Annotated in this window: 14 protein-coding genes and 4 pseudogenes; 15 read left to right on the forward strand and 3 right to left on the reverse strand. The window is 35.4% G+C overall.

Annotation, left to right across the window (positions count from 1 at the left end):
* Positions 1-12 precede the first annotated feature (12 nt).
* The 3 genes from P700755_RS03890 (at position 13) to P700755_RS03900 (ending at position 1,334) form a co-directional block, all read left to right on the forward strand.
* Positions 13-588 carry a polysaccharide deacetylase family protein gene (locus P700755_RS03890; RefSeq protein ID WP_281015246.1) on the forward strand — a complete coding sequence of 192 codons (576 nt, stop codon included), beginning with the start codon at positions 13-15 and terminating at the stop codon, positions 586-588.
* Between the two features lie 164 nt (positions 589-752).
* A complete protein-coding gene (locus P700755_RS03895; protein ID WP_015023446.1) occupies positions 753-989 on the forward strand; it encodes a hypothetical protein in 237 nt (78 codons plus the stop codon).
* A 3-nt stretch (positions 990-992) separates the two neighbouring features.
* Positions 993-1,334 carry a type II toxin-antitoxin system RelE/ParE family toxin gene (locus P700755_RS03900; protein WP_015023447.1) on the forward strand — a complete coding sequence of 114 codons (342 nt, stop codon included), beginning with the start codon at positions 993-995 and terminating at the stop codon, positions 1,332-1,334.
* A 205-nt stretch (positions 1,335-1,539) separates the two neighbouring features.
* Here the strand turns inward: P700755_RS03900 and lysS are convergent, their stop codons facing one another.
* On the reverse strand, positions 1,540-3,231 hold the full coding sequence (gene lysS / locus P700755_RS03905) for a lysine--tRNA ligase (RefSeq protein WP_015023448.1): 1,692 nt from the start codon (positions 3,229-3,231) through the stop codon (positions 1,540-1,542).
* A 512-nt stretch (positions 3,232-3,743) separates the two neighbouring features.
* Here lysS and P700755_RS19040 point away from each other — a divergent pair.
* From P700755_RS19040 to P700755_RS03945, 10 genes and pseudogenes are all read left to right on the forward strand, one after another.
* Positions 3,744-4,992, forward strand: a pseudogene (locus P700755_RS19040) (IS4 family transposase).
* A 148-nt stretch (positions 4,993-5,140) separates the two neighbouring features.
* Complete coding sequence (locus P700755_RS18595; RefSeq protein ID WP_051007925.1) at positions 5,141-5,521, forward strand: BspA family leucine-rich repeat surface protein; 381 nt, start codon at positions 5,141-5,143, stop codon at positions 5,519-5,521.
* 10 nt (positions 5,522-5,531) lie between these two features.
* A pseudogene (locus P700755_RS20550) lies at positions 5,532-5,669 on the forward strand (BspA family leucine-rich repeat surface protein); the annotation flags it as partial.
* Positions 5,646-6,233 (forward strand): BspA family leucine-rich repeat surface protein, encoded by a 588-nt coding sequence (locus tag P700755_RS18600; RefSeq protein ID WP_281015248.1) that lies wholly within the window; start codon positions 5,646-5,648, stop codon positions 6,231-6,233. The pseudogene P700755_RS20550 and the gene P700755_RS18600, both read left to right, overlap by 24 nt.
* A 119-nt stretch (positions 6,234-6,352) precedes the next feature.
* Positions 6,353-7,468 (forward strand): ISAs1-like element ISPto5 family transposase, encoded by a 1,116-nt coding sequence (locus tag P700755_RS03925; protein WP_083858537.1) that lies wholly within the window; start codon positions 6,353-6,355, stop codon positions 7,466-7,468.
* A 76-nt stretch (positions 7,469-7,544) separates the two neighbouring features.
* The gene (locus tag P700755_RS03930; protein WP_051007927.1) at positions 7,545-9,233 is read left to right on the forward strand and encodes a BspA family leucine-rich repeat surface protein; all 1,689 of its coding nucleotides are present in this window, start codon (positions 7,545-7,547) and stop codon (positions 9,231-9,233) included.
* A gap of 21 nt (positions 9,234-9,254) precedes the next feature.
* Complete coding sequence (locus tag P700755_RS19045) at positions 9,255-9,407, forward strand: T9SS type A sorting domain-containing protein (protein WP_169314460.1); 153 nt, start codon at positions 9,255-9,257, stop codon at positions 9,405-9,407.
* Between the two features lie 231 nt (positions 9,408-9,638).
* Positions 9,639-9,956, forward strand: coding sequence for a hypothetical protein (locus P700755_RS03935; RefSeq protein ID WP_041758135.1), 318 nt, complete (start codon positions 9,639-9,641; stop codon positions 9,954-9,956).
* A gap of 80 nt (positions 9,957-10,036) precedes the next feature.
* Entirely contained in the window at positions 10,037-11,470 is a 1,434-nt protein-coding gene (locus tag P700755_RS03940) for an IS4-like element ISPto3 family transposase (RefSeq protein ID WP_015022725.1), read from the forward strand.
* Between the two features lie 41 nt (positions 11,471-11,511).
* Positions 11,512-12,816, forward strand: a pseudogene (locus P700755_RS03945) (BspA family leucine-rich repeat surface protein); the annotation flags it as partial.
* A gap of 21 nt (positions 12,817-12,837) precedes the next feature.
* Here the strand turns inward: P700755_RS03945 and P700755_RS19050 are convergent.
* Positions 12,838-14,431, reverse strand: a pseudogene (locus P700755_RS19050) (IS5 family transposase).
* Between the two features lie 101 nt (positions 14,432-14,532).
* Between P700755_RS19050 and P700755_RS18605 the strand changes: the two are divergent.
* Together P700755_RS18605 and lipB are read left to right on the forward strand one after the other, a co-directional pair.
* Positions 14,533-17,568 (forward strand): BspA family leucine-rich repeat surface protein, encoded by a 3,036-nt coding sequence (locus P700755_RS18605; RefSeq protein WP_015023449.1) that lies wholly within the window; start codon positions 14,533-14,535, stop codon positions 17,566-17,568.
* A gap of 188 nt (positions 17,569-17,756) precedes the next feature.
* Positions 17,757-18,461, forward strand: a complete 705-nt coding sequence (lipB, locus tag P700755_RS03970; RefSeq protein WP_015023450.1) for a lipoyl(octanoyl) transferase LipB — start codon at positions 17,757-17,759, stop codon at positions 18,459-18,461.
* On the opposite strand, the gene P700755_RS03975 is transcribed toward lipB, so the two are convergent.
* Entirely contained in the window at positions 18,458-20,911 is a 2,454-nt protein-coding gene (locus P700755_RS03975) for a hypothetical protein (RefSeq protein ID WP_245536001.1), read from the reverse strand. The two genes, lipB and P700755_RS03975, sit on opposite strands and share 4 nt — an antisense overlap.
* Positions 20,912-20,959 lie beyond the last annotated feature (48 nt).

Genomic DNA, 20,959 nt, shown 5'->3' on the forward strand with positions numbered 1-20,959 from the left:
TTTCCTCACCGGGTGTGGAGCATTTCAACCGAAAAGAAAGAAATGTTCCTCACCTTTGATGATGGTCCCATTCCTGAAGTGACCCCATGGGTCTTGGATACCTTAAAAACCCATAAGGCTAAAGCTACTTTTTTTTGTATCGGAGATAATATAAAAAAACATCCAGAACTCTTTCAACAGATTATAGATGAAGGACATTCTGTTGGAAATCACACCTTCAATCATTTGAACGGCTGGCAAACCTCTTCAAAAAACTACTTAGAAAATGTTGAAGCCTGTAAGCAAGAAATAGAATTACACTCTGCCCCTACACACTTATTTAGGCCTCCTTACGGTAAGTGCACCTCCACACAAGCTAAAGCCTTAAAAAGAGATGCACAACAGATTATCATGTGGGATATCCTTAGTAAAGATTATAAGTCTAGCTTCAACAAAGAGGCTTGTTTTCATTGCGTTGAAAGATCAGCTAGTGCTGGCAGTATCATTGTTTTTCACGATAGCCTAAAAGCTGCAAAAAACATGAAATATGCCTTGGTCAGAACCTTAGAAACCTTTAAAGAATTTACGTTTAGCGCTTTAAAACAATAGATGTGGTCACTATACACATCTTAAACACAGGTAAATCAGAAATAAGAAAGCTCACTACCTCCCTTAGAGTCAATTAGAAGTATCTGTTCGCTAGAATTCTACAAAATAGTTTTAAACTTAACTTGAGTTATAATCTGTATATTTGATGTAAACATCTTTTCACTATGGATTTACAAACTCGAAAATTAAATTTAATAACCTATTTAGCTCAAGTTCAAGATGAAGTTTTATTGGAAAAGTTAGAAAGTTATATCTTAACAAATGAAAGAGAGTTCTATTCCGAATTGAAACCTTTTACGATTGAAGAATTAGTAAATAGAATTAAAAAATCTGAATTAGATTACAAAGAGGGAAAATTCAAAAGTCAAGAAGATTTGGAAAAAACATCTACAAATTGGTAAAAGATGATCATAATCTGGACTGATTTCGCAATTAAAAATCTTAAAGATATTTTTGACTATTACAGTACCGAAATAAATAAAAAAATAGCCCACAAGATTAGAAGAGAAATTCTTCAATCTACAAATCAACTCAAAAACAATTCCGAACTAGGCCAAATTGAATTCAACCTCGAAAAGCTTGAGCAAAATCATAGGTATCTCGTTTGTGGAAATTATAAAGTGATTTACAGAGTTTTTGAAAATCAAGTCATAATTAATGATGTTTTTGATACCAGGCAAGATCCAGAGAAAATGAATGATGAAAAACGTAAATTCCTTATAAGTCCCAGATTTATACCCATTTAGCATTAAAATGTCGTATAAAATCAGTTCTTTTTCACTTACTAATCGTCATAAAATAAAACCGTAACTATTGCTATGCTTCTGTTTTTGTCCTCAACTAAGTAAAAAACCTGTGCTGAACTACTTCGTAAAATAATTCAAATTTTTAATGCATCATTTAAAAACTAGATTGGTATTAGACTTATAAGAATGTATCACTCAAACCAATTTAAACCAAGTTTACAAATAAACCCTCATTCGTTTTGTCAACTGTAGCTTGGTCTTTCGATCTGAGTCCTTTAATGGCTTTGTCCCACTTTTTATTACTCAACTCCGATTTGGATTTTATCTCCTCCAAGGCTTGTGGAGAGGTTACTTTCAGTAAGTCTATAACTACTTTTTCTTCTTCAGTAAGCTCTACCTTTTTCTTTTCTGGCCTCATCTGAGGGAAAAACAAAACTTCTTGTATGGAGGGGTTGTTGGTCAAAAACATAATTAACCGGTCCATTCCAATTCCCAAGCCAGAGGTAGGTGGCATTCCGTATTCCAGTGCCCTTAAAAAATCATAATCGATAAATTCTGTCGCTTCGTCGTCTCCTTTTTGAGATAATTTCATCTGATCTTCAAACCGTTCTCTTTGCTCAATAGGATCGTTAAGTTCAGAATAGGCGTTGGCAATTTCTTTACCACAAACCATCAGTTCAAAACGTTCGGTAAGGTCTGGATTGTCTCTATGCTCTTTACATAGCGGACTCATTTCTTTAGGATAATCGATAATAAAAGTGGGCTCTATAAACTTACCTTCACATTTCTCACCAAAAATCTCATCGATCAACTTGCCTTTACCCATAGTCTCATTCACCTCCAAATTCATTTCCAGAGCAGCAGTTCTCAATTCCTCTTCAGACTTTCCTGTAATATCGAAACCTGTAAATTGGATAATGGCAGCGGTCATAGTCACCCGTTTGTAAGGTGCTTTAAAATCGACATGATGTTCTTTAAACATAGTTTTGGTCGTCCCGTTAACTTGCAAAGCACAATACTCCAGCAAGTTCTCTGTAAACTCCATCATCCAGTTGTAATCTTTATAAGACACATAAATTTCCATGGCGGTAAACTCAGGGTTGTGAGTTCTATCCATCCCTTCATTTCTAAAGTTTTTAGAAAACTCATACACCCCATCAAAGCCCCCTACGATTAAACGCTTTAGATAAAGCTCATTGGCAATTCTCAAGTATAAAGGAATATCTAAAGCATTGTGGTGAGTGATAAACGGGCGTGCTGCTGCACCACCTGGGATAGATTGGAGAATAGGCGTTTCTACCTCCATATAGCCTTTCTCATTAAAGAAATTTCGCATTGCTGTAAACAAAGCCGAGCGTTTTTTGAAAATATCTTTCACTCCGGGATTCACCACCAAATCGACATAACGCTGTCTGTAGCGCTGTTCTGCATCCTGAAACCCATCGTATTCATGGCCCTCTCTATCTTTTTTGGGAAGAGGAAGCGGTTTTAGAGATTTACTCAACAGTTTAAAGTCCAACACTTTTATGGTCTTCTCCCCTACCATAGTCGTAAACAACTCCCCTTCGATCCCTATAAAATCACCGATGTCTAGTAATTTTTTATAGACCTCATTATAGAGAGTCTTATCCTCTCCTGTACAAATCTCATCTCTATTAAAATAGACTTGGACACGGCCTTCCCCATCTTGCAACTCCGCAAAAGAAGCTTTTCCTTGAATCCTTCTAGACATCAAACGACCGGCGACTACAACTTTTTTCCCTTCCTCAAAGTTTTCCTTCACTTGGGTAGACGTGTGGGTATAATGAAACTGGTCTGCAGGATATGGATTGATGCCCATACCCTTTAAGGTGGTTAATTTATCTCGCCTTACGCGCTCTTGCTCTGATAATTGCATAATTAAGTCTATTTTCTAATGCCGCAAATATAAAGACAATCCGCCAATATCGTAAGCCATCCTCACAATTAAACCACAGCATCTTAAGAAATGCTATCTAGTTTTAAAGCCTTTTTATTTATTTTGATTTTGTGTGAATTTAATTTGATGCCTTTTAGACAGTGAGCTTTATGTTTTTTAGTTACTTTCAAGAGGCATCTGGGATGTAGAGATTTGGCTGAAGGTGAAAAGTTCATTTCAATTTTAAAAGCCTTCAATTTTCACCTTAAGTCATGGGTGAAAGGTAAATCCTACTTCTTCAAGCTCTTTAGACATAAGATAAAACAAACTAAAACCCCTTAAAACTAAATACCGAAAAACTGTTAAAAACATACTTATAATCGGGGATATAAACTCTTAATATGAATAAAAATATTAAATTTATTATGTTTTAACACTAGCATCCGAAAGTCGGGATTTTAAAAAGCCCTCAGAATCACGTATTTTTGAGTTCTACCAAAAACTTTTCAAATATGGGACTCTTCAGGCGAAACAAAAATAACAATAAACCAGTCATTCGACAAATTTTAGATTTAGTACCCCATTGGTTATTTAGAAGTTGCACCAATACCTACAAAACAGATAAAGGTGTTCATAAGTATAGAACTTACGACCAGTTTGTTGCTTTAACTTTCGGACAGCTTAATAAGTGCCAGAGCCTCAATGATATATCAGCAGGAATTGGAGTTAGCGAGATTTTTATAAGCGACTTAGGTTTAAGCCAAAGCCCTGCTCGTTCTACAATGAGCGATGGCAATAAAAAGCGTGACTGGCAGGTGTTTGAGAGCTTGTATTATCGTTTATTAAGTCACTATAAATCGGTGCTAAAACAGCATCATAACACTCATATTATAGAAGAGATTAAGGGCAAGGTAGTTAAACTAATAGATAGCTCAACGATTTCCTTGTGTCTGGCTATGTTTGATTGGGCAGTCCCGATCGCTATCGGGACGGACAGCTAAAGGAGGTATTAAATTACACACTAGCTGGGATTATAATTTAATGATACCTGATGTAGTAAATATAACAGAAGCAAAGGTTCATGACAGATATGGATTAAAGCAACTCATTTTCCCTAAAGACACTATTATAGTTGAAGACAGAGCTTATTTCGATTTTGAATTAATGCTCAATAGAATAAAAGCAGAAAATGTTTTTGTTACTAGAATTAAGTCCAACACTTTGTATGAAACGATAGAGGAGCTGGAGCTTGCTGATGATGTTGACCAACATATTCTTAAAGATGAAATAATACAACTTACATCAGGTAGGGCGATAGAAACGGGTATTTCAAAGCATAAACTAAGATTGGTACATGTTTATAAAGAAGATGAAAACAAAGTAATTGCCATTATTACCAACCAACTTGATTGGGAATACAATACCATTGCAGCATTATATAAGAAACGTTGGGATATTGAATTATTTTTTAAAGCTTTAAAGCAAAACCTACAAGTAAAAACCTTCTGGGGAACCAGTGAGAATGCAGTAAAATCACAAATATATGTAGCGCTGATAAACTATCTACTTTTAGAGCTTATAAAACGAACTATTTCCAAAAAAGCAGTTGCTTTTTCTAATTTGACAGAAAAAGTGAGATTTTGCTTGTATCACTATCTATCACTAGACTATGTGTGCAATGAAGTCAAAGAAGGTGTTCGTAAAGTGACAATTTCACCACAAAAAGTATTGGTATTAGAGAGGGACTTATTTTCTGGGTAAAGTGAGCTTTTTAATGTAAACATTGGGGTAGAGACATGTTTTTTACTTCTTTCTAAAAACTTTCGGATGCTAGTGATGTTTTAATTGTTATTTAACGCAAAAGTTTGATTTATGACTTGAATCCAGCTACCAATCAAAAGCCTTTATCATGAAAAAACTATTACTTATAACGTCATTTCTTTTTACACTTACATTTTACGCCCAAAACAACTCAGACTTTTATCTCGCCCCCAATGGAGTAACCTGCCTATGTCCAGAGGCTGATTTTGGAGACACAGGAACCTTAACCATTGACGGTGAAACCAAAATATTCACAAAACGGTCTCGTGACCAACTTTACGCATTGATTAATAATGATGTACAAGATCCACAAATTGCCCTCACCTGTACAAGTGGTATAACTAACATGAGTGATTTATTTAATGGGTTTAATGGAAATAGCTCATCTTTTAACCAAAATTTGGAGCATTGGGATGTAAGTAATGTTACTAATATGAGAAGTATGTTTTCTTTTTGCATCATCTTTTAATCAACCCCTTAATTCATGGGATGTCAGTAATGTCACAACTATGTTTTATACTTTCAGTCGAGCATCCAATTTTGACCAACCTCTGGATAATTGGGATGTAAGTAATGTGACGAATATGTATGCCATGTTTGGTTTCGCATCTACATTTAACCAACCCCTTAATAATTGGGATGTAAGTAATGTTACAGATATGGGAAGCATGTTTAATGGTTCAACTTCATTCAATCAACCCCTTAATAATTGGGATGTAAGTAATGTTACGGATATGGGAAGCATGTTTAATGGTTCAACTTCATTCAATCAACCCCTTAATAATTGGGATGTAAGTAATGTATTTAGTATGTATACTATGTTTGCTAATGCAACTTCTTTTGATAGAGATTTAAGTGACTGGAGTTTTTATCAAGAGGTTTATTTAGATCAGTTTTTGGATAATACTCATATGAGTAGTGATAACTACGATACTCTTTTACAAAGCTTCGATAATCAAAACCTAGTAGGCTTATTCCTAAGTGCAGAAAATGTGGCTTATTGTAATGAACAAACCCGTAATAATTTAATCAATAGCAAGAATTGGACTATTGTAGGTGATTTCCCTGGGCAGTGTGGAGCTACTCTAAATCCGTCTACAATTCCGTTTGTGACCACTTGGACTGTTCAGGACGATTTAAGCGCAGCTATTTATACCTCCAATGCAGGGCGAACGCATTAAAAAAAGTTTAAGTTAATTGGGTAAAAATGAGTGTTAATCACTTAAAATTCATCATATTATTTGTTGTTTTTTAGTTTAAAATATTGTATATTATATTGATAACCAATACTTTATACATTTTGAAAACTACCCAAAAGCTAAAGACCATATTTGGTCAAATACCCGACTTTAGACGTTCTCACAAGCAACTTTACGATTTAGAAAGCATCCTTCTCATCGGGATTATTTCAGTGATTTGTGGAGCAGATTCATGGAATGAAATGGAAAACTACGCCAACTCAAAAGAAGAATTTCTTCGTAGCTTCCTTGATTTGCCTAATGGTATCCCCTCGCACGACACATTTAATCGCGTTTTTTCTAATATTGACAGTAATCAATTTGAAAAATGCTTTATACAATGGGTTAGTGCTCTTGCACAACTACAGCCCAGAGAAATCATTGCTATAGATGGTAAAACAATTAGAGGTGCTAAAGCTGGCGGTAAAAAATCCCCAGTACACATGGTTAGTGCTTGGGCAAATGACAATAATTTGGTTTTAGGACAAGTGAAAGTTTCCCACAAGTCAAATGAGATCACTGCCATTCCAAAATTATTAAAAGTCTTATCCATAGAAAATACTATTGTAACTATTGATGCTATGGGATGTCAAACTAAAATAGCTAAGGCCATCGTTAAAAAAAATGCAGACTATATCTTGGCTGTAAAAGAGAATCAACCTCAGTTACTAGAGCATATTGAAGATGAATTTAGATTTGGAAAAACTATGGAATCAAACCTTAGCCAAGAATTAGACCATGGCAGAATAGAAACCAGGACGTGCAGTGTAATAAGCAACTTTAAGTTTATTTTAAAAAACAATAACTGGGAAAACCTAACAAGTGTTATAAAAATAGAAAGCAAACGTGAGTTTAAAAACTCACAAAAGCCTGCACAACACGCAATACGATATTATATTTCAAGTATAAAGGCTAGCTCCCAAGATTTTCAAAAAGCCATTCGTTCTCATTGGTCTATAGAAAATAAGTTACACTGGACTTTAGATGTTGCTTTTTCAGAAGATGCTTCTAGAAAAAGAACAGGTAACTCCACTCAAAATTTCTCCATACTCAATAAAATTGCACTAAATTTATTGAAAAATGAAAAATCATTAAAAACAGGGGTGAAGAGCAGAAGACTTCAAGCGGGATGGGACAATCACTATCTGATAAAAGTGCTGAATCTAATGAAAGTTTAATGCGTTTGCCCTGACCTCCAATGCCTTTGATTATGATTTTACAGTAGATTGGGGAGATGGGGAGATAGATCAAAACGTGACAGCAGATATAACTCATGATTATGCTACTCCAGGCACCTATACCGTAAATATTATCGGCGTGTTTCCTTATTTTAAATCCTGTGAAATTGCTACGGGTTTTTCAGACTGCGATAACGCACCAAAACTTAGTAGTATAGAGTCTTGGGGAGATCAAGAATGGCGTGCCATGATAGGAAGTTTCAGAAGTGCAAATAATATGATAATTAACACGCTTCAAGCGCCAAATTTAACTTTCACAACAAGTTTAAAAGAAACTTTTAGAGACGCATCAAGTTTTAACCAACCTCTTGATAATTGGGATGTAAGTAAGGTTACAGATATGGGAGGTATGTTTATTAGTGCAACTTCACTTAATCAGCCTCTAAATAATTGGGATGTAAGTGGGGTAACTACTATGTATGCTATGTTTAATCAAGCAACTTCATTTAACCAACCACTTGAGTCTTGGGATGTAAGTCAAGTTACAAACATGTTTACCATGTTTAATGGTGCAAGTTCATTTGACCAACCCATCAATGATTGGGATGTAAGTAATGTGAATAATATGGCATCTATGTTTAATGAAGCAACTTCATTTAACCAACCCCTAAATAGTTGGGATGTGAGTCAAGTGATTGATATGAATGCCATGTTTTATAGTGCAACATCTTTTGACCAACCCCTTGATTCTTGGGATGTAAGCCAAGTCACTGATATGGTATATATGTTTAGGGATGCTACTTCTTTTAACCAACCCTTGAATTCTTGGGATGTGAGTAATGTTACTAATATGGGAGGCATGTTTGAGGATGCCTCTTCATTCGACCAACCTCTGGATAATTGGAATGTAAGTAATGTATCTAATATGAGATTTATGTTTGAGAGTGCATCGTCATTTAACCAACCCCTTAATAATTGGGATGTAAGTAATGTAACTGATATGAACTTGATGTTTAATCGAGCAAGCACATTTGACCAACCTCTTGATAATTGGGATGTAAGTAAGGTTACAGATATGGGAGGTATGTTTATTAGTGCAACTTCACTTAATCAGCCTCTAAATAATTGGGATGTAAGTGGGGTAACTATTATGTATGCTATGTTTAATCAAGCAACTTCATTTAACCAACCCATCAATGATTGGGATGTAAGTAATGTGAATAATATGGCATCTATGTTTAATGAAGCAACTTCATTTAACCAACCCCTAAATAGTTGGGATGTGAGTCAAGTGATTGATATGAATGCCATGTTTTATAGTGCAACATCTTTTGACCAACCCCTTGATTCTTGGGATGTAAGTAATGTTTCTAATATGGAGTTTATGTTTTCTGAAGCTATTTCTTTTGATCAACCCCTCAATAATTGGGATGTAAGTAATGTTTCTGATATGAGAGGCATGTTTGAGAGTGCAGAGTCATTTAACCAACCCCTTGATAATTGGGATGTAAGCCGAGTTACTGATATGAGATTTATGTTTAATGACGCTTCATCTTTTAACCAGGATATTTCAATGTGGTGTATAGAGCAAATCCAAGTTGAACCTCAAGGATTTGCTGATAACTCTGCTTTGCAAAACGACTTTTTCCCAAATTGGGGGGCTGCATGTAACTTATCCACAACAAACCCAGACGCTATTGGATTTAATATTCTAATATATCCCAACCCCTCAAATTCGAAGGTGTTTATCGAAAATGATGGGTAAATCATACTTTCTAAAATTAAATTGATTGATATGCTGGGTCGAGACATTAAGACCTTCTCAGCTAGTCAAATAACTCATGGTCTTGATGTTTCAGGTGTGGATGTCGGTAATTATTTTGTTCAGTTTACAACAGTGGATGACCGACAATTTGTAAAGCGATTAATTGTGAAGTAATAATTTATTGTAAAATATTTTAATTAGTAAAGCCTCTACATAAATTGTAGAGGCTTTTTGTTGGGTAAAATAATCTCAAACCCCTTAAAACTGAATATTAAAAACTGTTAAGGGAATACTTATAATCGGGGCTATAAACTCTTAATAAGAATAAAAAAATTGAATACATAAGACTAAAAGTCACCTTATAATTATACTTTTAAATCATTATACCAATCAAAATCCTTTATTATGAAAAAACTATTACTTCTTACCTCATCTCTTTTTACACTTACATTTTACGCCCAAAACAACCCAGACTTTTATTTAGCCTCCAATGGAGTGACTTGCATGTGTCCAGGGGCCGATTTTGAAGACACAGGAACCTTAACCATTGACGGTGAAGACAAAATATTCACAAAACGGTCTCGTGACCAACTTGATATATTGATTGATAATGATGTACAAGATCCACAAATTGCCCTCACCTGTACAAGTGGGATAACTAACATGCTAAAGCTTTTTTTTATTAAAAACTCAAGTTTCGCACCCATTATTCACAGGGTTTAATTGGAAAAAAATAGCATGAAAACCAAGGGAAACCCCTGGTTTTACTGTATCTTTAAGTAACTAAACACAAAGTACAAAACATGCTACAACACGAATATATTGCAAAAGTTCAAGAAATAAAAGGGAAGTTTAATAAGGTTTGGTTTAATTCAGACTATTTACGGGCACATCTGAATATTTTAGGCTTCAATAGAATAAAAAAACAATTCAGTTGGTGCAAAAAGGCGGGTTTTTCATTTGAGGATTTGATCGCTACGCTCTTGATTTTGCCCCTTATTGGAATTAATTCTATTTATGGACTTACAACTGACAAAGATCCAGAACTTAATAAATGTGGAAAAGATTCATACTATCGAATCTTGGCAAATCAAAAAATTAATTGGAGAGCTTTTTTGGCCCAGTTTGTAAAGCAATATCTATTGAAAGATGAACTCTTCACCCCCTCAGCAGACCCTACAAGATGCTTGATCTTTGATGATACTGATCTTTCAAAAACAGGAAAGACTATTGAAGGAGTCTCAAAGATCTACAACCATGTGTCAAAGACCTACTATTTAGGTTTCAAGCTACTTGTGGCTGGGTATTGGAATGGAAGTGTTTTTATCCCCATTGATTTTAGTCTGCACCGTGAGAGCAAAACATCAAGATTAAAATATGGTCTAACCGCAAAGCAGCGTAAGGCCCAAAAGAAGACACCAAGATGTAGTAAAACAGTTGCGGCAAAGAGGTATAGGGAACTCAATAAAAAGAAAACAGACCTAGTAGTGCAAATGTTTTCCAGGGTTGTAAAGCGTAAAATTCCTGTAGACTATATTTTAATAGATACCTGGTTTACAAGTGTGGGATTACTTAAAAAGTTACGAAGTATTTGCAGTTCGACCCATATTATTGGAATGTATAAATACAATAGTAAAATTGAAGTCAGATCAAAGGTCAAAACTTTAGCACAACTTAAAAAACAGAAAGCAAAGCCCAAGCGCTGTCGTAAATTCAATTACTACTACCATCATTACATAGCTGAAATTGATGGGCTCAAGGTTGCTCTCTTTATCTCAAAACGTGGGAAGAACGGCAAATGGCACACCTTAATAACCACCGATACATCACTCAAATTTGTAAAAGCAATTGAAGTATATAGTATTCGATGGTCAATTGAAGTCTTTTTTAAAGAAGCCAAGCAGCTCTTTGGCCTTGGAAAGTGTCAGTCTACCAATTTTGATGTCCAGATTGCACAAATAACAATTGCAATGACCCAATATCTGCTTACAAGTATTAGGTACAGAATGGAGGCTTATGAAACCATAGGCGGATTATTTAAAGATTTAAAACAGGATTATATTGAAAATAAGCTGAATATCAGAATATTGGCAGTTGTCAACTTAATTTTAACCAATTTGGAAAAACTAGTAGAATCAATTGATATTGAACTTATTACATCCAAAATAATAGAGGATATTGAGAGTTATGGGTTTCTAACAAATACCCATAGCTTTAATCATCAAGGTGTTAAGTGAAATTGATTAGGTGCGAAACTTGAGTTAAAAATAATTTCAATCAAAATATATCATTTTGGGATGTCTCGAATGTAACTAATATGGAGAATATGTTTGCAGGGGTAACTTCATTTAACCAACCTTTAAATAGCTGGGATGTGAGTCAAGTTATAAATATGCTACAGATGTTTGCAGTAGCAATCAAATTTAACCAACCCCTAGATAATTGGGATGTAAGTAATGTGACAGATATGAGAAGGATGTTTCAGAATACGTCCTCTTTTAATCAATCTCTTGATAGTTGGGATGTAAGTCAAGTGACTGATATGGAAGCTATGTTTTATCAAGCAACTTCATTCAACAAACCGCTTGATAATTGGAATGTATCGAATGTTAATAATATGAGAAATATGTTTTATGAAACAACTTCTTTTAACCAACCCCTTGGGTCTTGGGATGTATCGAATGTTAATAGTATGGAAAATATGTTTCAAGGTGCAGAGTCATTTAACCAACCCCTCGATAATTGGGAAGTAAGCCAAGTAATTGTTATGAAAGGTATGTTTTTTAGCGCAACTTCATTTAACCAACCCCTTAATAATTGGGAGGTGAATGAAGTATTTAGAATGAATTTTATGTTTCATGGTGCAACATCTTTTAACCAACCACTCGATAATTGGGATGTAAGTAATGTTACAGATATGGGTTATATGTTTTATGAAACAACTTCTTTTAACCAACCCCTTGATAATTGGAATGTAAGTAATGTTACAACTATGAGAGCTATGTTTAATAGTGCATCTTCATTTAACCAACCCCTCAATTCTTGGGATGTAAGTAATGTTACGAATATGGGAAGCATGTTTAATGGTTCAACTTCATTCAATCAACCCCTTAATAATTGGAACGTAAGTAATGTTACGGATATGGGGAGAATTTTTAATGGATCAACTTCATTCAATCAATCCCTTAATAATTGGGAGGTAAGTAATGTGACTAATATGGGAAGCATGTTTAATGGTTCAATTTCTTTTGACAGGGATTTAAGTGACTGGAGTTTTAATCAAGCTGTTTCTTTAGGTAGGTTTTTAAGTGATTCAGGTATGAGTAGTGACAACTACGATACTCTTTTACAAAGCTTTGATAATCAAAACCTAGTAGGTTTATACCTAAGTGCAGTTAATATTGCTTATTGCGATGAACAAACACGTTCTAATTTAATCGATAATAAGGGATGGACCATAATTGGTGACATTCTTGGACAGTGTGGTGATGTGTTTAATCCGTCTACAACACCATTTGTAACGACTTGGACTGTTCAGGACGATTTAAGCGTAGCTATTTATACATTCAATGCCTTTAATTAGGGCTTGCTGATTTACTCAAGCTTATTTTAGTTCAAGAGGTATGTAATTTTGAATAAAAAAGGGTTTAGTGACATCAGTATTATAGAAACACCCTTTTATTTTGGGATTTAGCTTAGCGTATATCCAATTTTCAAATAAGGCACAAAAAATAGCATATTTATCTGCTATTTTTGATAAGTTTATTAAGTTCATTATGAAGAAAATGGCACTAATCCAGCTTTCTGATGTGTCTTTCCTTTTAGCTTTTATTTTGCTAAGTCCGTATGCGTTTTTTGCTTGTCCAAACTTTCCTTCTATTAGGTTTCTTTGGTTTCGCTCTTTTTTGAGTTTTCGCTTTTGATAGGCAGAAAGTTCTTGTTTTGGCGGTCTCCCTAATGGTTTTCCTACAATTCTAATCCCTTTTTCTTTGAGCCATTTTCTGTTCTCTCTGTTAAGGTATATTTGGTCTGCCAGTAGTAATTCTGGGTAGTGACCAAAGGTGATTCTGTAGGATTCTACTTGTAATACTAAATCTTTAGATTCATTAAATTGATCCCAACTTATATGTTCTACTCTACTCATTCCATCTATCTCACTAGCACTAATCTTTGCTCCAAATTCTGTCGATACTTTATCCTTTCCTCTTGGGATAGGGCGAACGTAAGGTTGATAAATATTGACTATTCTATTTTTTACACTATTAACTTTTTCGTGATACATATAGTTTTGTTGTTCATAGATGAGTTGAAGCACCCAGTAAATCTTTTGGTCCCGTTTTGGTAAAGGGAATTTACAGGGATAAGCAGTTCTAAGATCTGTAACATGCCAAGGCAAGTGTTCCTCCTTTTTTGATCTTCTATTTGGTCTAACAGTTTTTCATATAAGATAGGTTACGCCTGGTATATCCTAGTTGTTTTCGAATGAACTTGTTTATTTGTTTGGTTGTCTTTCTGCGTTTTTTAGAAAATACAAGATATTCTGTTCTTGCTACTCGACGGTAATCTCGAGGTTTATTAACTCCTTGGGTTTGCTCGTAAAGCAAATCTATAATTCGCTCACTTTCTTTGCGTGCTGTATTAAGCAGACCAGCATCGGTAGGGAACACTATTCTTTGATCAGCCACACTAGCATCAATCTTTAGTTTGCCTTTGTGTTTACTATCAGAGACACATTGATTAGGGGCCTCTTCCTCGGTGTTCTTTTGAATATTCCTTGCCCTTTTTGGCTTCAAGCTATCTGCTTTTTCAATGATTAGAGTATTCCAAGAGTCAAAATTTACTGCCCCCATTCGTTTACGAATAGCTACAAGTACAGTGGGGTGAAAAGGGGGTTTGGTTTGAAAACACTTTAATCCACAGAAATATTGCAAGTAGATGTTTTCGCTAATCATCGCAACGGTCTCTCTATCGTTTAGCCCTATCTTATGCTTTACAATAATTGCACCTATAACCACGCGGACATCAATACTCTCTCTACCATTACGTGCATTGAGTTTATTGGAATATACCTTTGCCAAAGCATCCCAAGGGATGAGTTGTGATAATTTTACCCAGCGATTATCAGATAACAATTCTTGTTCGAAGGGATGTGAAAAATCGGATAAACTTAACTGATTAGAAGGCGTATATTTTATCATAACTGCATAGGTTTATGAGTAAAAGATACGAAAAACCATGCAATTACGCAAGAAAAAAACGTGTATTTTTATGCGTAAAACACTGATGCTTAATTTAATAGATGATAATTATAAGAAAATCAGCAAGCCCTAATTATGATTTCGCGGTAGACTGGGGAGATGGGGAGATAGACCAAAACGTGACAGCAGATATAACGCATAATTATGCTAGTCCTGGCACCTATACCGTAAGTATTATTGGCGTGTTTCCTTATTTTAAAACCTGTGAAATTGCTACGAATTCATCAGTCTGTGATAACGCACCAAAACTTAGTAGTATAGAGTCTTGGGGTGATCAAGAATGGAGAATGATGAATGGAAGCTTTAGAAATGCTAATTTTAATATCAATACAGCACAAACTCCAGATCTATCCAATGTAACCAGCATGTATAGAACTTTTTATAGGGCCACTGATTTTAATCAAAACATAAATAATTGGGACGTCAGCCAGATAACCGATATGTCTGAGACGTTTCTTGACGCTTCCAATTTCAACCAACCGCTCAATTCTTGGGATGTAAGCCAAGTAATTAATATGAGACGAACTTTTTATAGGGCCACTGATTTTAATCAAAACATAAATAATTGGGACGTCAGCCAGATAACCGATATGTCTGGGACGTTTCTTGACGCTTCCAATTTCAACCAACCGCTTAATTCTTGGGATGTAAGTAAAGTGACGAATATGTATGCCATGTTTAGAGAGGCAACTTCATTTAACCAGCCTCTGGATAATTGGGACGTGAGTCAAGTCACTAATATGTATCGAATGTTTAATTATGCAACTTCATTTAACCAACCTCTTAATAATTGGGATGTAAGTAATGTTACATATATGGATTTCATGTTTTCTGTAACATTTTTATTTAACCAACCCCTAGATAATTGGGATGTAAGTAATGTGACGAATATGGGAAGTATGTTTAGAAGCTCAATTTCATTTAACCAACCCCTTAATAATTGGGATGTAAGCCAAGTCACTAATATAGGTTTTATGTTTGAGGGCGCATCTTCCTTCAATCAACCCTTGGATAATTGGAATGTAAGCCAGGTAACTAATATGTTGTCAACTTTTTCAAATGCACTAAATTTTAACCAATCTCTTAATTCTTGGGATGTGAGTCAGGTAACTGATATGGAATTTATGTTTAATCGCGCAACTTCATTTAACCAACCCCTTGGTAATTGGGATGTAGGTAATGTGACGGAAATGAGAAATATGTTTACTATTGCAACTTCATTTAACCAACCCCTTGATTCTTGGGATGTAAGTAATGTTACTAATATGGATTCTATGTTTAGAGACGCTCTGGTATTTAACCAAGATCTATCTGGATGGTGTGTAGAGCAAATCCCAATTGAACCATTTGAATTTGCTGTTAACTCTGCTTTGCAAAACGACTTTTTTCCAAATTGGGGTGCTGAGTGCGCAAACAATAACCCAGACTTTTATCTTGCCGACAATGAAGTCACCTGCCTATGTCCAGAGGCTGAATTTGGAGACACAGGAACCTTAACCATTAACGGTGTAACCAAAACTTTTACCAAGCGGACTCGGGAACAACTTGATGCATTGATTGATGATGATGATCAAGATTCTCAAATTACTCTCACCTGTACAAGTGGTATAACAAACATGCAAGCTACGTTCAGCAATGCATTTGATTTTAACCAACCCCTAAATAATTGGGATGTGAGCCAAGTCACTAATATGAGATGGATGTTTAATAGCGCAACATCTTTTGACCAACCTCTAGATAATTGGAATGTAAGTCAAGTTACAAACATGTTTAGGATGTTTTATGAAGCAACTTCATTTAACCAACCCCTTGATAATTGGGATGTAGGTAATGTAACTGATATGAAAAGTATGTTTAACGATGCATCATCTTTTAATCAACCCCTCAATTCTTGGGATGTAAGCCAAGTCACTGATATGAAAGTTATGTTTCTATTTGCAGGGTCATTTAACCAACCCCTTAATAATTGGGATGTAAGCAAAGTTACTGATATGAGATATATGTTTTATGAAGCAACTTCATTTAACCAACCTCTTGATAATTGGAATGTAAGCCAAGTAACTGATATGAAATTTATGTTTGCATATGCATCATCTTTTAATCAACCCCTCAATTCTTGGGATGTAAGCCAAGTCACGGATATGAAACTTATGTTTAATCGCGCATCATCATTTAACCAACCCCTTAATAATTGGGATGTAAGTAATGTAACTGATATGGGAAGTATGTTTTTTGATGTATTTTTATTTAACCAACCCCTCAATTCTTGGGATGTAAGCCAAGTCACTGATATGGATTCCATGTTTGAATTTGCAAGTTCATTTAATCAACCTCTTGATAATTGGGATGTAAGCCTAGTCACTGATATGGGTGAAATGTTTAGTCGCGCAACATCTTTTAACCAACCTCTGGATAATTGGGATGTAAGTAATGTAACTGATATGGGAAGTATGTTTAACGATGCATCATCTTTTAATCAACCCCTCAATTTTTGGGATGTAAGCCAAGTCACTGATATGAAATTTATGTTTTCTCAAGCAACAACTTTCAACCAACCCCTAAATAATTGGGATGTAAGCAAAGTTACTAATATGGAATATATGTTTTTTGATGCAGAGTCATTTAACCAACCTCTGAATAATTGGGATGTAGGCAAAGTAACTTATATGGAATTTATGTTTTATGATGCATCATCATTTAACCAAGATATATCTGGATGGTGTGTAAATCGAATACCAGATGAACCAATTGGATTTGCTCACCCTAATTTGCAAAACGACTTCTTCCCAAATTGGGGTGCTGAGTGTAACTTGTCCACAACAAACCCAGAAGCTATTGGATTTAATATTCTAATATATCCTAACCCCTCAAATTCTAAAGTGTTTATCGAAAATGATGGGCAAATCATACTTTCCAAAATTAAATTGATGGATATGCTGGGTCGAGACATTAAGACCTTCTCAGCAAGTCAAATAACAAATGGTCTTGATGTTTCAGGAGTCGATGCGGGTAATTATTTTGTTCAGTTTACAACAGTCGATGACCGACAATTTGTAAAGCGATTAATTGTGAAATAATAATTTATTGTAAAATATTTTAATTAGTAAAGCCTCTACATAAATTGTAGAGGCTTTTTTGTTGGGTAAAGGGATCTCAAACCCCTTAAAACTAAATGCCGAAAAACTGTTAAGGAAACAGAGGTAAAATCAAAATAAAGAAAACATTTTCTTTAGAAAGTCTACTTTTGTAATTCAATAATAAGACGATGAATAAAACGATAAAAGTTCTGGAATTAGGACGGAAAGATTATAAAGAAACTTGGGATTTACAAGAAGAATTGTTCCAAAAAGTCCTTGATACAAAAATAAAAAACAAGCGTGAAAAAAGCGAACTCCCAACAGATAACAGCTTTATTTTTGTAGAGCATCCGCATGTCTATACACTAGGGAAAAGCGGCGACTTGGCCAACTTACTTTTAGACGAAAAGCAGCTGGCAGAGAAAGGAGCGACCTTTTATAAAATAAACCGAGGTGGAGATATTACCTACCACGGTCCTGGACAAATTGTTGGCTATCCTATTTTGGACCTTGAAAATTTCTTTACCGATATCCACAAATATCTACGCCTCCTAGAGGAAATGGTTATTCTTACCCTGGCAGAATATGGCCTTAAGTCAGAACGAAGCAAAGGAGAAACCGGGGTTTGGCTAGATGTAGGAACACCCTTTGCTAGAAAAATATGTGCTTTGGGCGTTCGCGCTTCGCGTTGGGTGACCATGCACGGCTTTGCCTTCAATGTGAATGCAGACCTCGACTATTTTGACAATATTGTTCCTTGCGGAATTAAAGACAAAGCAGTGACTTCGTTAAACGTGGAAATCGGCCAAAAAGAGGTGCCTGTCGACGAGGTAAAAGCTAAACTCAAAAAACACTTTGCCGAGCTATTTGAAGCTGAATTCTTAGAAGTTTAGAAGTTTTTGGTGTACAGCAATAAAGCTTCATCATCTCCTTTTACCGTAAAATGAAGTTGGCTTGGCTTGGACATATCCAAATCGATTTGAGAACTTCCAAATACAGGAAAACCAGGTACAAGCTCCGCTTGTTCATCGAATAGGTAAACTTTTTTGGCCTGCTGATCTACGATACTAAAAAAGGTCCTAGTGGACTGCTCGTGAATTTGTGGGGGAAAATACAAACCGTAATCCAAAGTTTTATTTACTCCATTAATGTTGAGTTTATTCTCAGAAAAAGTGACTACATGCTTGGCATGTATTGCTGTAAAATGGTTTTTGGACAAACCGAGTTCTGTTTTCTGTACTATCCCGTTTTCGGCAATTTCGATAAGATCCCCATCTGTATTAGTTCCTGTAAAACTAGAGTTATACAATCCCCATGCATTTGGAGAAGAAGATAGCTTTTGATTTGGTTTTACGCGTTCTGAAGCAGTTCTACTTAAGATTTTAAGTCCTAAGTCGTTCTCTACCAAAATATAATCTTTCCTGCCAATGCGGATATGCTGCGGAGTTCGCTGTATTGGTCCTTGCGCTTTATAATCAAACCCTTTAATGAGCTTACCCTCTTTATTAAACATAAGGATATCCTCATCTTGAACCACTACAAATCTGTACTTACCGTTATTATCGTAATCGAAAATAGCAAGACCTTCGGTCACTAAATCTTTAAAGTCCAAAGGAAAGGGGTTGACATTGGTTCCGTTTTTATCTAAAACATAAAGTTTATTTTGGGTGGTAAAAGCCATTTGTAATCGTGTATTCCTAAAAATATCAAAGCTAAGAATTTCACCTACTACCCTACTGTCTAAAGAATTAGTCCATAGTGTTTTTCCATTTTTATCGATAAGATGAAGGGTATTCTCGCTATCCTGAATCGCAATATCCTTTTGGCGAGTTCTCCAATTGATAAAAAATTGTGGATCTGTAGCAATGTTATTGTCCAACTTGATACGTCTTGCCTGAATGGCTTCTGTAGAGGTTGTTTCGGCTTTGGCTTTAGCGATTATCCCATTTACAAATGCAAAACTATCCTCTTGCGTCGCCTGCATAATGACAGATTTATAAGCTTTGGTATCCAGATCTTTTAGATTGGGTAGAAAGTCTGTCGTTGCAGAGGTCTCCAATCTATCCATAATTTCATCAAGTTGACCAGCCCAGGTGATGTGTGCGGAAGAACTCATCACGCCAACGGCATTTTGAAAGGAAGACGATTCGCTGAGCACAGACCTGTTATCGATATTCACCAAGAGGTTTTCTAAGATCTCCCGATCCTTTGCAAACAGGAAGTGACTATCATACACTGTAAACGCCGCAAATTTATGATTGGACACCAAGGGGGAGAAATCTGCAAAGACATTTTCTGGTTCAAAACTATAAATAGTCTGATTCCTAAAACTGCTTTCTTCTTCGCTGATGACTTTAAGAGAATCCAGGGCTTGAGTGACATTATTACTAATCATATCGTACACCAAAGCTCCATTTTCCAGCTGAATAGCTCCTACTTCGTTTGTGTTCTCAAAAAGAGGCTTGAAGGTGGATGTAGCTGAATAATTCTGACTCGCTCTATTCTTCTGAAGGGTTTCAAAGCTAGAAAAACTGAGGCTCATAAATCCTATTGCATTGGTGGGCGTCACTTCGTGGAGTCTAAAGGAAGTGGGCGATGTCCCATTAAATAAATGTAATTTTTTGGAATTCTCTTCAGAGAGAATCACCCCAGACCATTTTAAATTCCCACTAGAAACATCCAGATCGACACTTAACCATTTCCCCAAACCCTGTAAAGACTTTGGTGAAAGTTCATCGAATTCATTTTGGTAAAGGTAATCGGCCTCCTCTAGATTTATAAACACCGATGAATTTCCTGTTGCTGCTTTATGGGCTTTATAGAAAATAGCATCGAATTTGAATTGATTATTATGAGCACGAATCACATTTTCGATAATCAGTTTTGACTCTGAAGCGATTCTTACACGGTTAAGAAGAGTTGAATAAAATGTAAACCCCTCTAGATTAAATTCTGAGATAGATTTTCCAGCATATTCGATTTTCTGTTCCTTGGACAACTGAAGCGAATCTAAGTTCAAATATTTATCCTTAATGATTAAAGACGTGGCAAGTTCTCTCTCTCCAATTGGGGTTACCGCCAAAAAGGCTTCTGCATCTTGTTCAAAATACTTAACAAACCTAAAGTTTTCTTGAAGTTCTTTAAATAAAGGCAAAGATTTATTATTCTCGAATAAGTCTGTCGATATAAAATCTTCCAAGGTTTCTGAAAGCGATTCGGACTCCAATACCAAAATGGATTTTGACGGGATAAAATCGATCAACTCACCCTGGGCCGATTCTGCATTAAAATCACAAGAGATTACACACAACGAAAGACAAAACATCAAAAGTGAGAAACGCATAGACATATAAAATTTAATAACGAAATTAAGCTGAAAATTATAATTTTA

Source organism: Psychroflexus torquis ATCC 700755 (assembly GCF_000153485.2).
GTDB lineage: Bacteria > Bacteroidota > Bacteroidia > Flavobacteriales > Flavobacteriaceae > Psychroflexus > Psychroflexus torquis.

What these genes read in the sequence shown, in the direction of transcription:
- P700755_RS03935 (WP_041758135.1), top strand. Translation starts at nt 9,639, where the DNA reads ATGAAAAAACTATTACTTCTTACCTCATCTCTTTTTACACTTACATTT.
- P700755_RS03900 (WP_015023447.1), top strand. Translation starts at nt 993, where the DNA reads ATGATCATAATCTGGACTGATTTCGCAATTAAAAATCTTAAAGATATT.
- P700755_RS03895 (WP_015023446.1), top strand. Translation starts at nt 753, where the DNA reads ATGGATTTACAAACTCGAAAATTAAATTTAATAACCTATTTAGCTCAA.
- P700755_RS18600 (WP_281015248.1), top strand. Translation starts at nt 5,646, where the DNA reads ATGTTTGGTTTCGCATCTACATTTAACCAACCCCTTAATAATTGGGAT.
- lipB (WP_015023450.1), top strand. Translation starts at nt 17,757, where the DNA reads ATGAATAAAACGATAAAAGTTCTGGAATTAGGACGGAAAGATTATAAA.
- P700755_RS18605 (WP_015023449.1), top strand. Translation starts at nt 14,533, where the DNA reads ATGATAATTATAAGAAAATCAGCAAGCCCTAATTATGATTTCGCGGTA.
- P700755_RS03975 (WP_245536001.1), bottom strand. Translation starts at nt 20,911, where the DNA reads ATGCGTTTCTCACTTTTGATGTTTTGTCTTTCGTTGTGTGTAATCTCT.
- lysS (WP_015023448.1), bottom strand. Translation starts at nt 3,231, where the DNA reads ATGCAATTATCAGAGCAAGAGCGCGTAAGGCGAGATAAATTAACCACC.
- P700755_RS03940 (WP_015022725.1), top strand. Translation starts at nt 10,037, where the DNA reads ATGCTACAACACGAATATATTGCAAAAGTTCAAGAAATAAAAGGGAAG.
- P700755_RS18595 (WP_051007925.1), top strand. Translation starts at nt 5,141, where the DNA reads ATGAAAAAACTATTACTTATAACGTCATTTCTTTTTACACTTACATTT.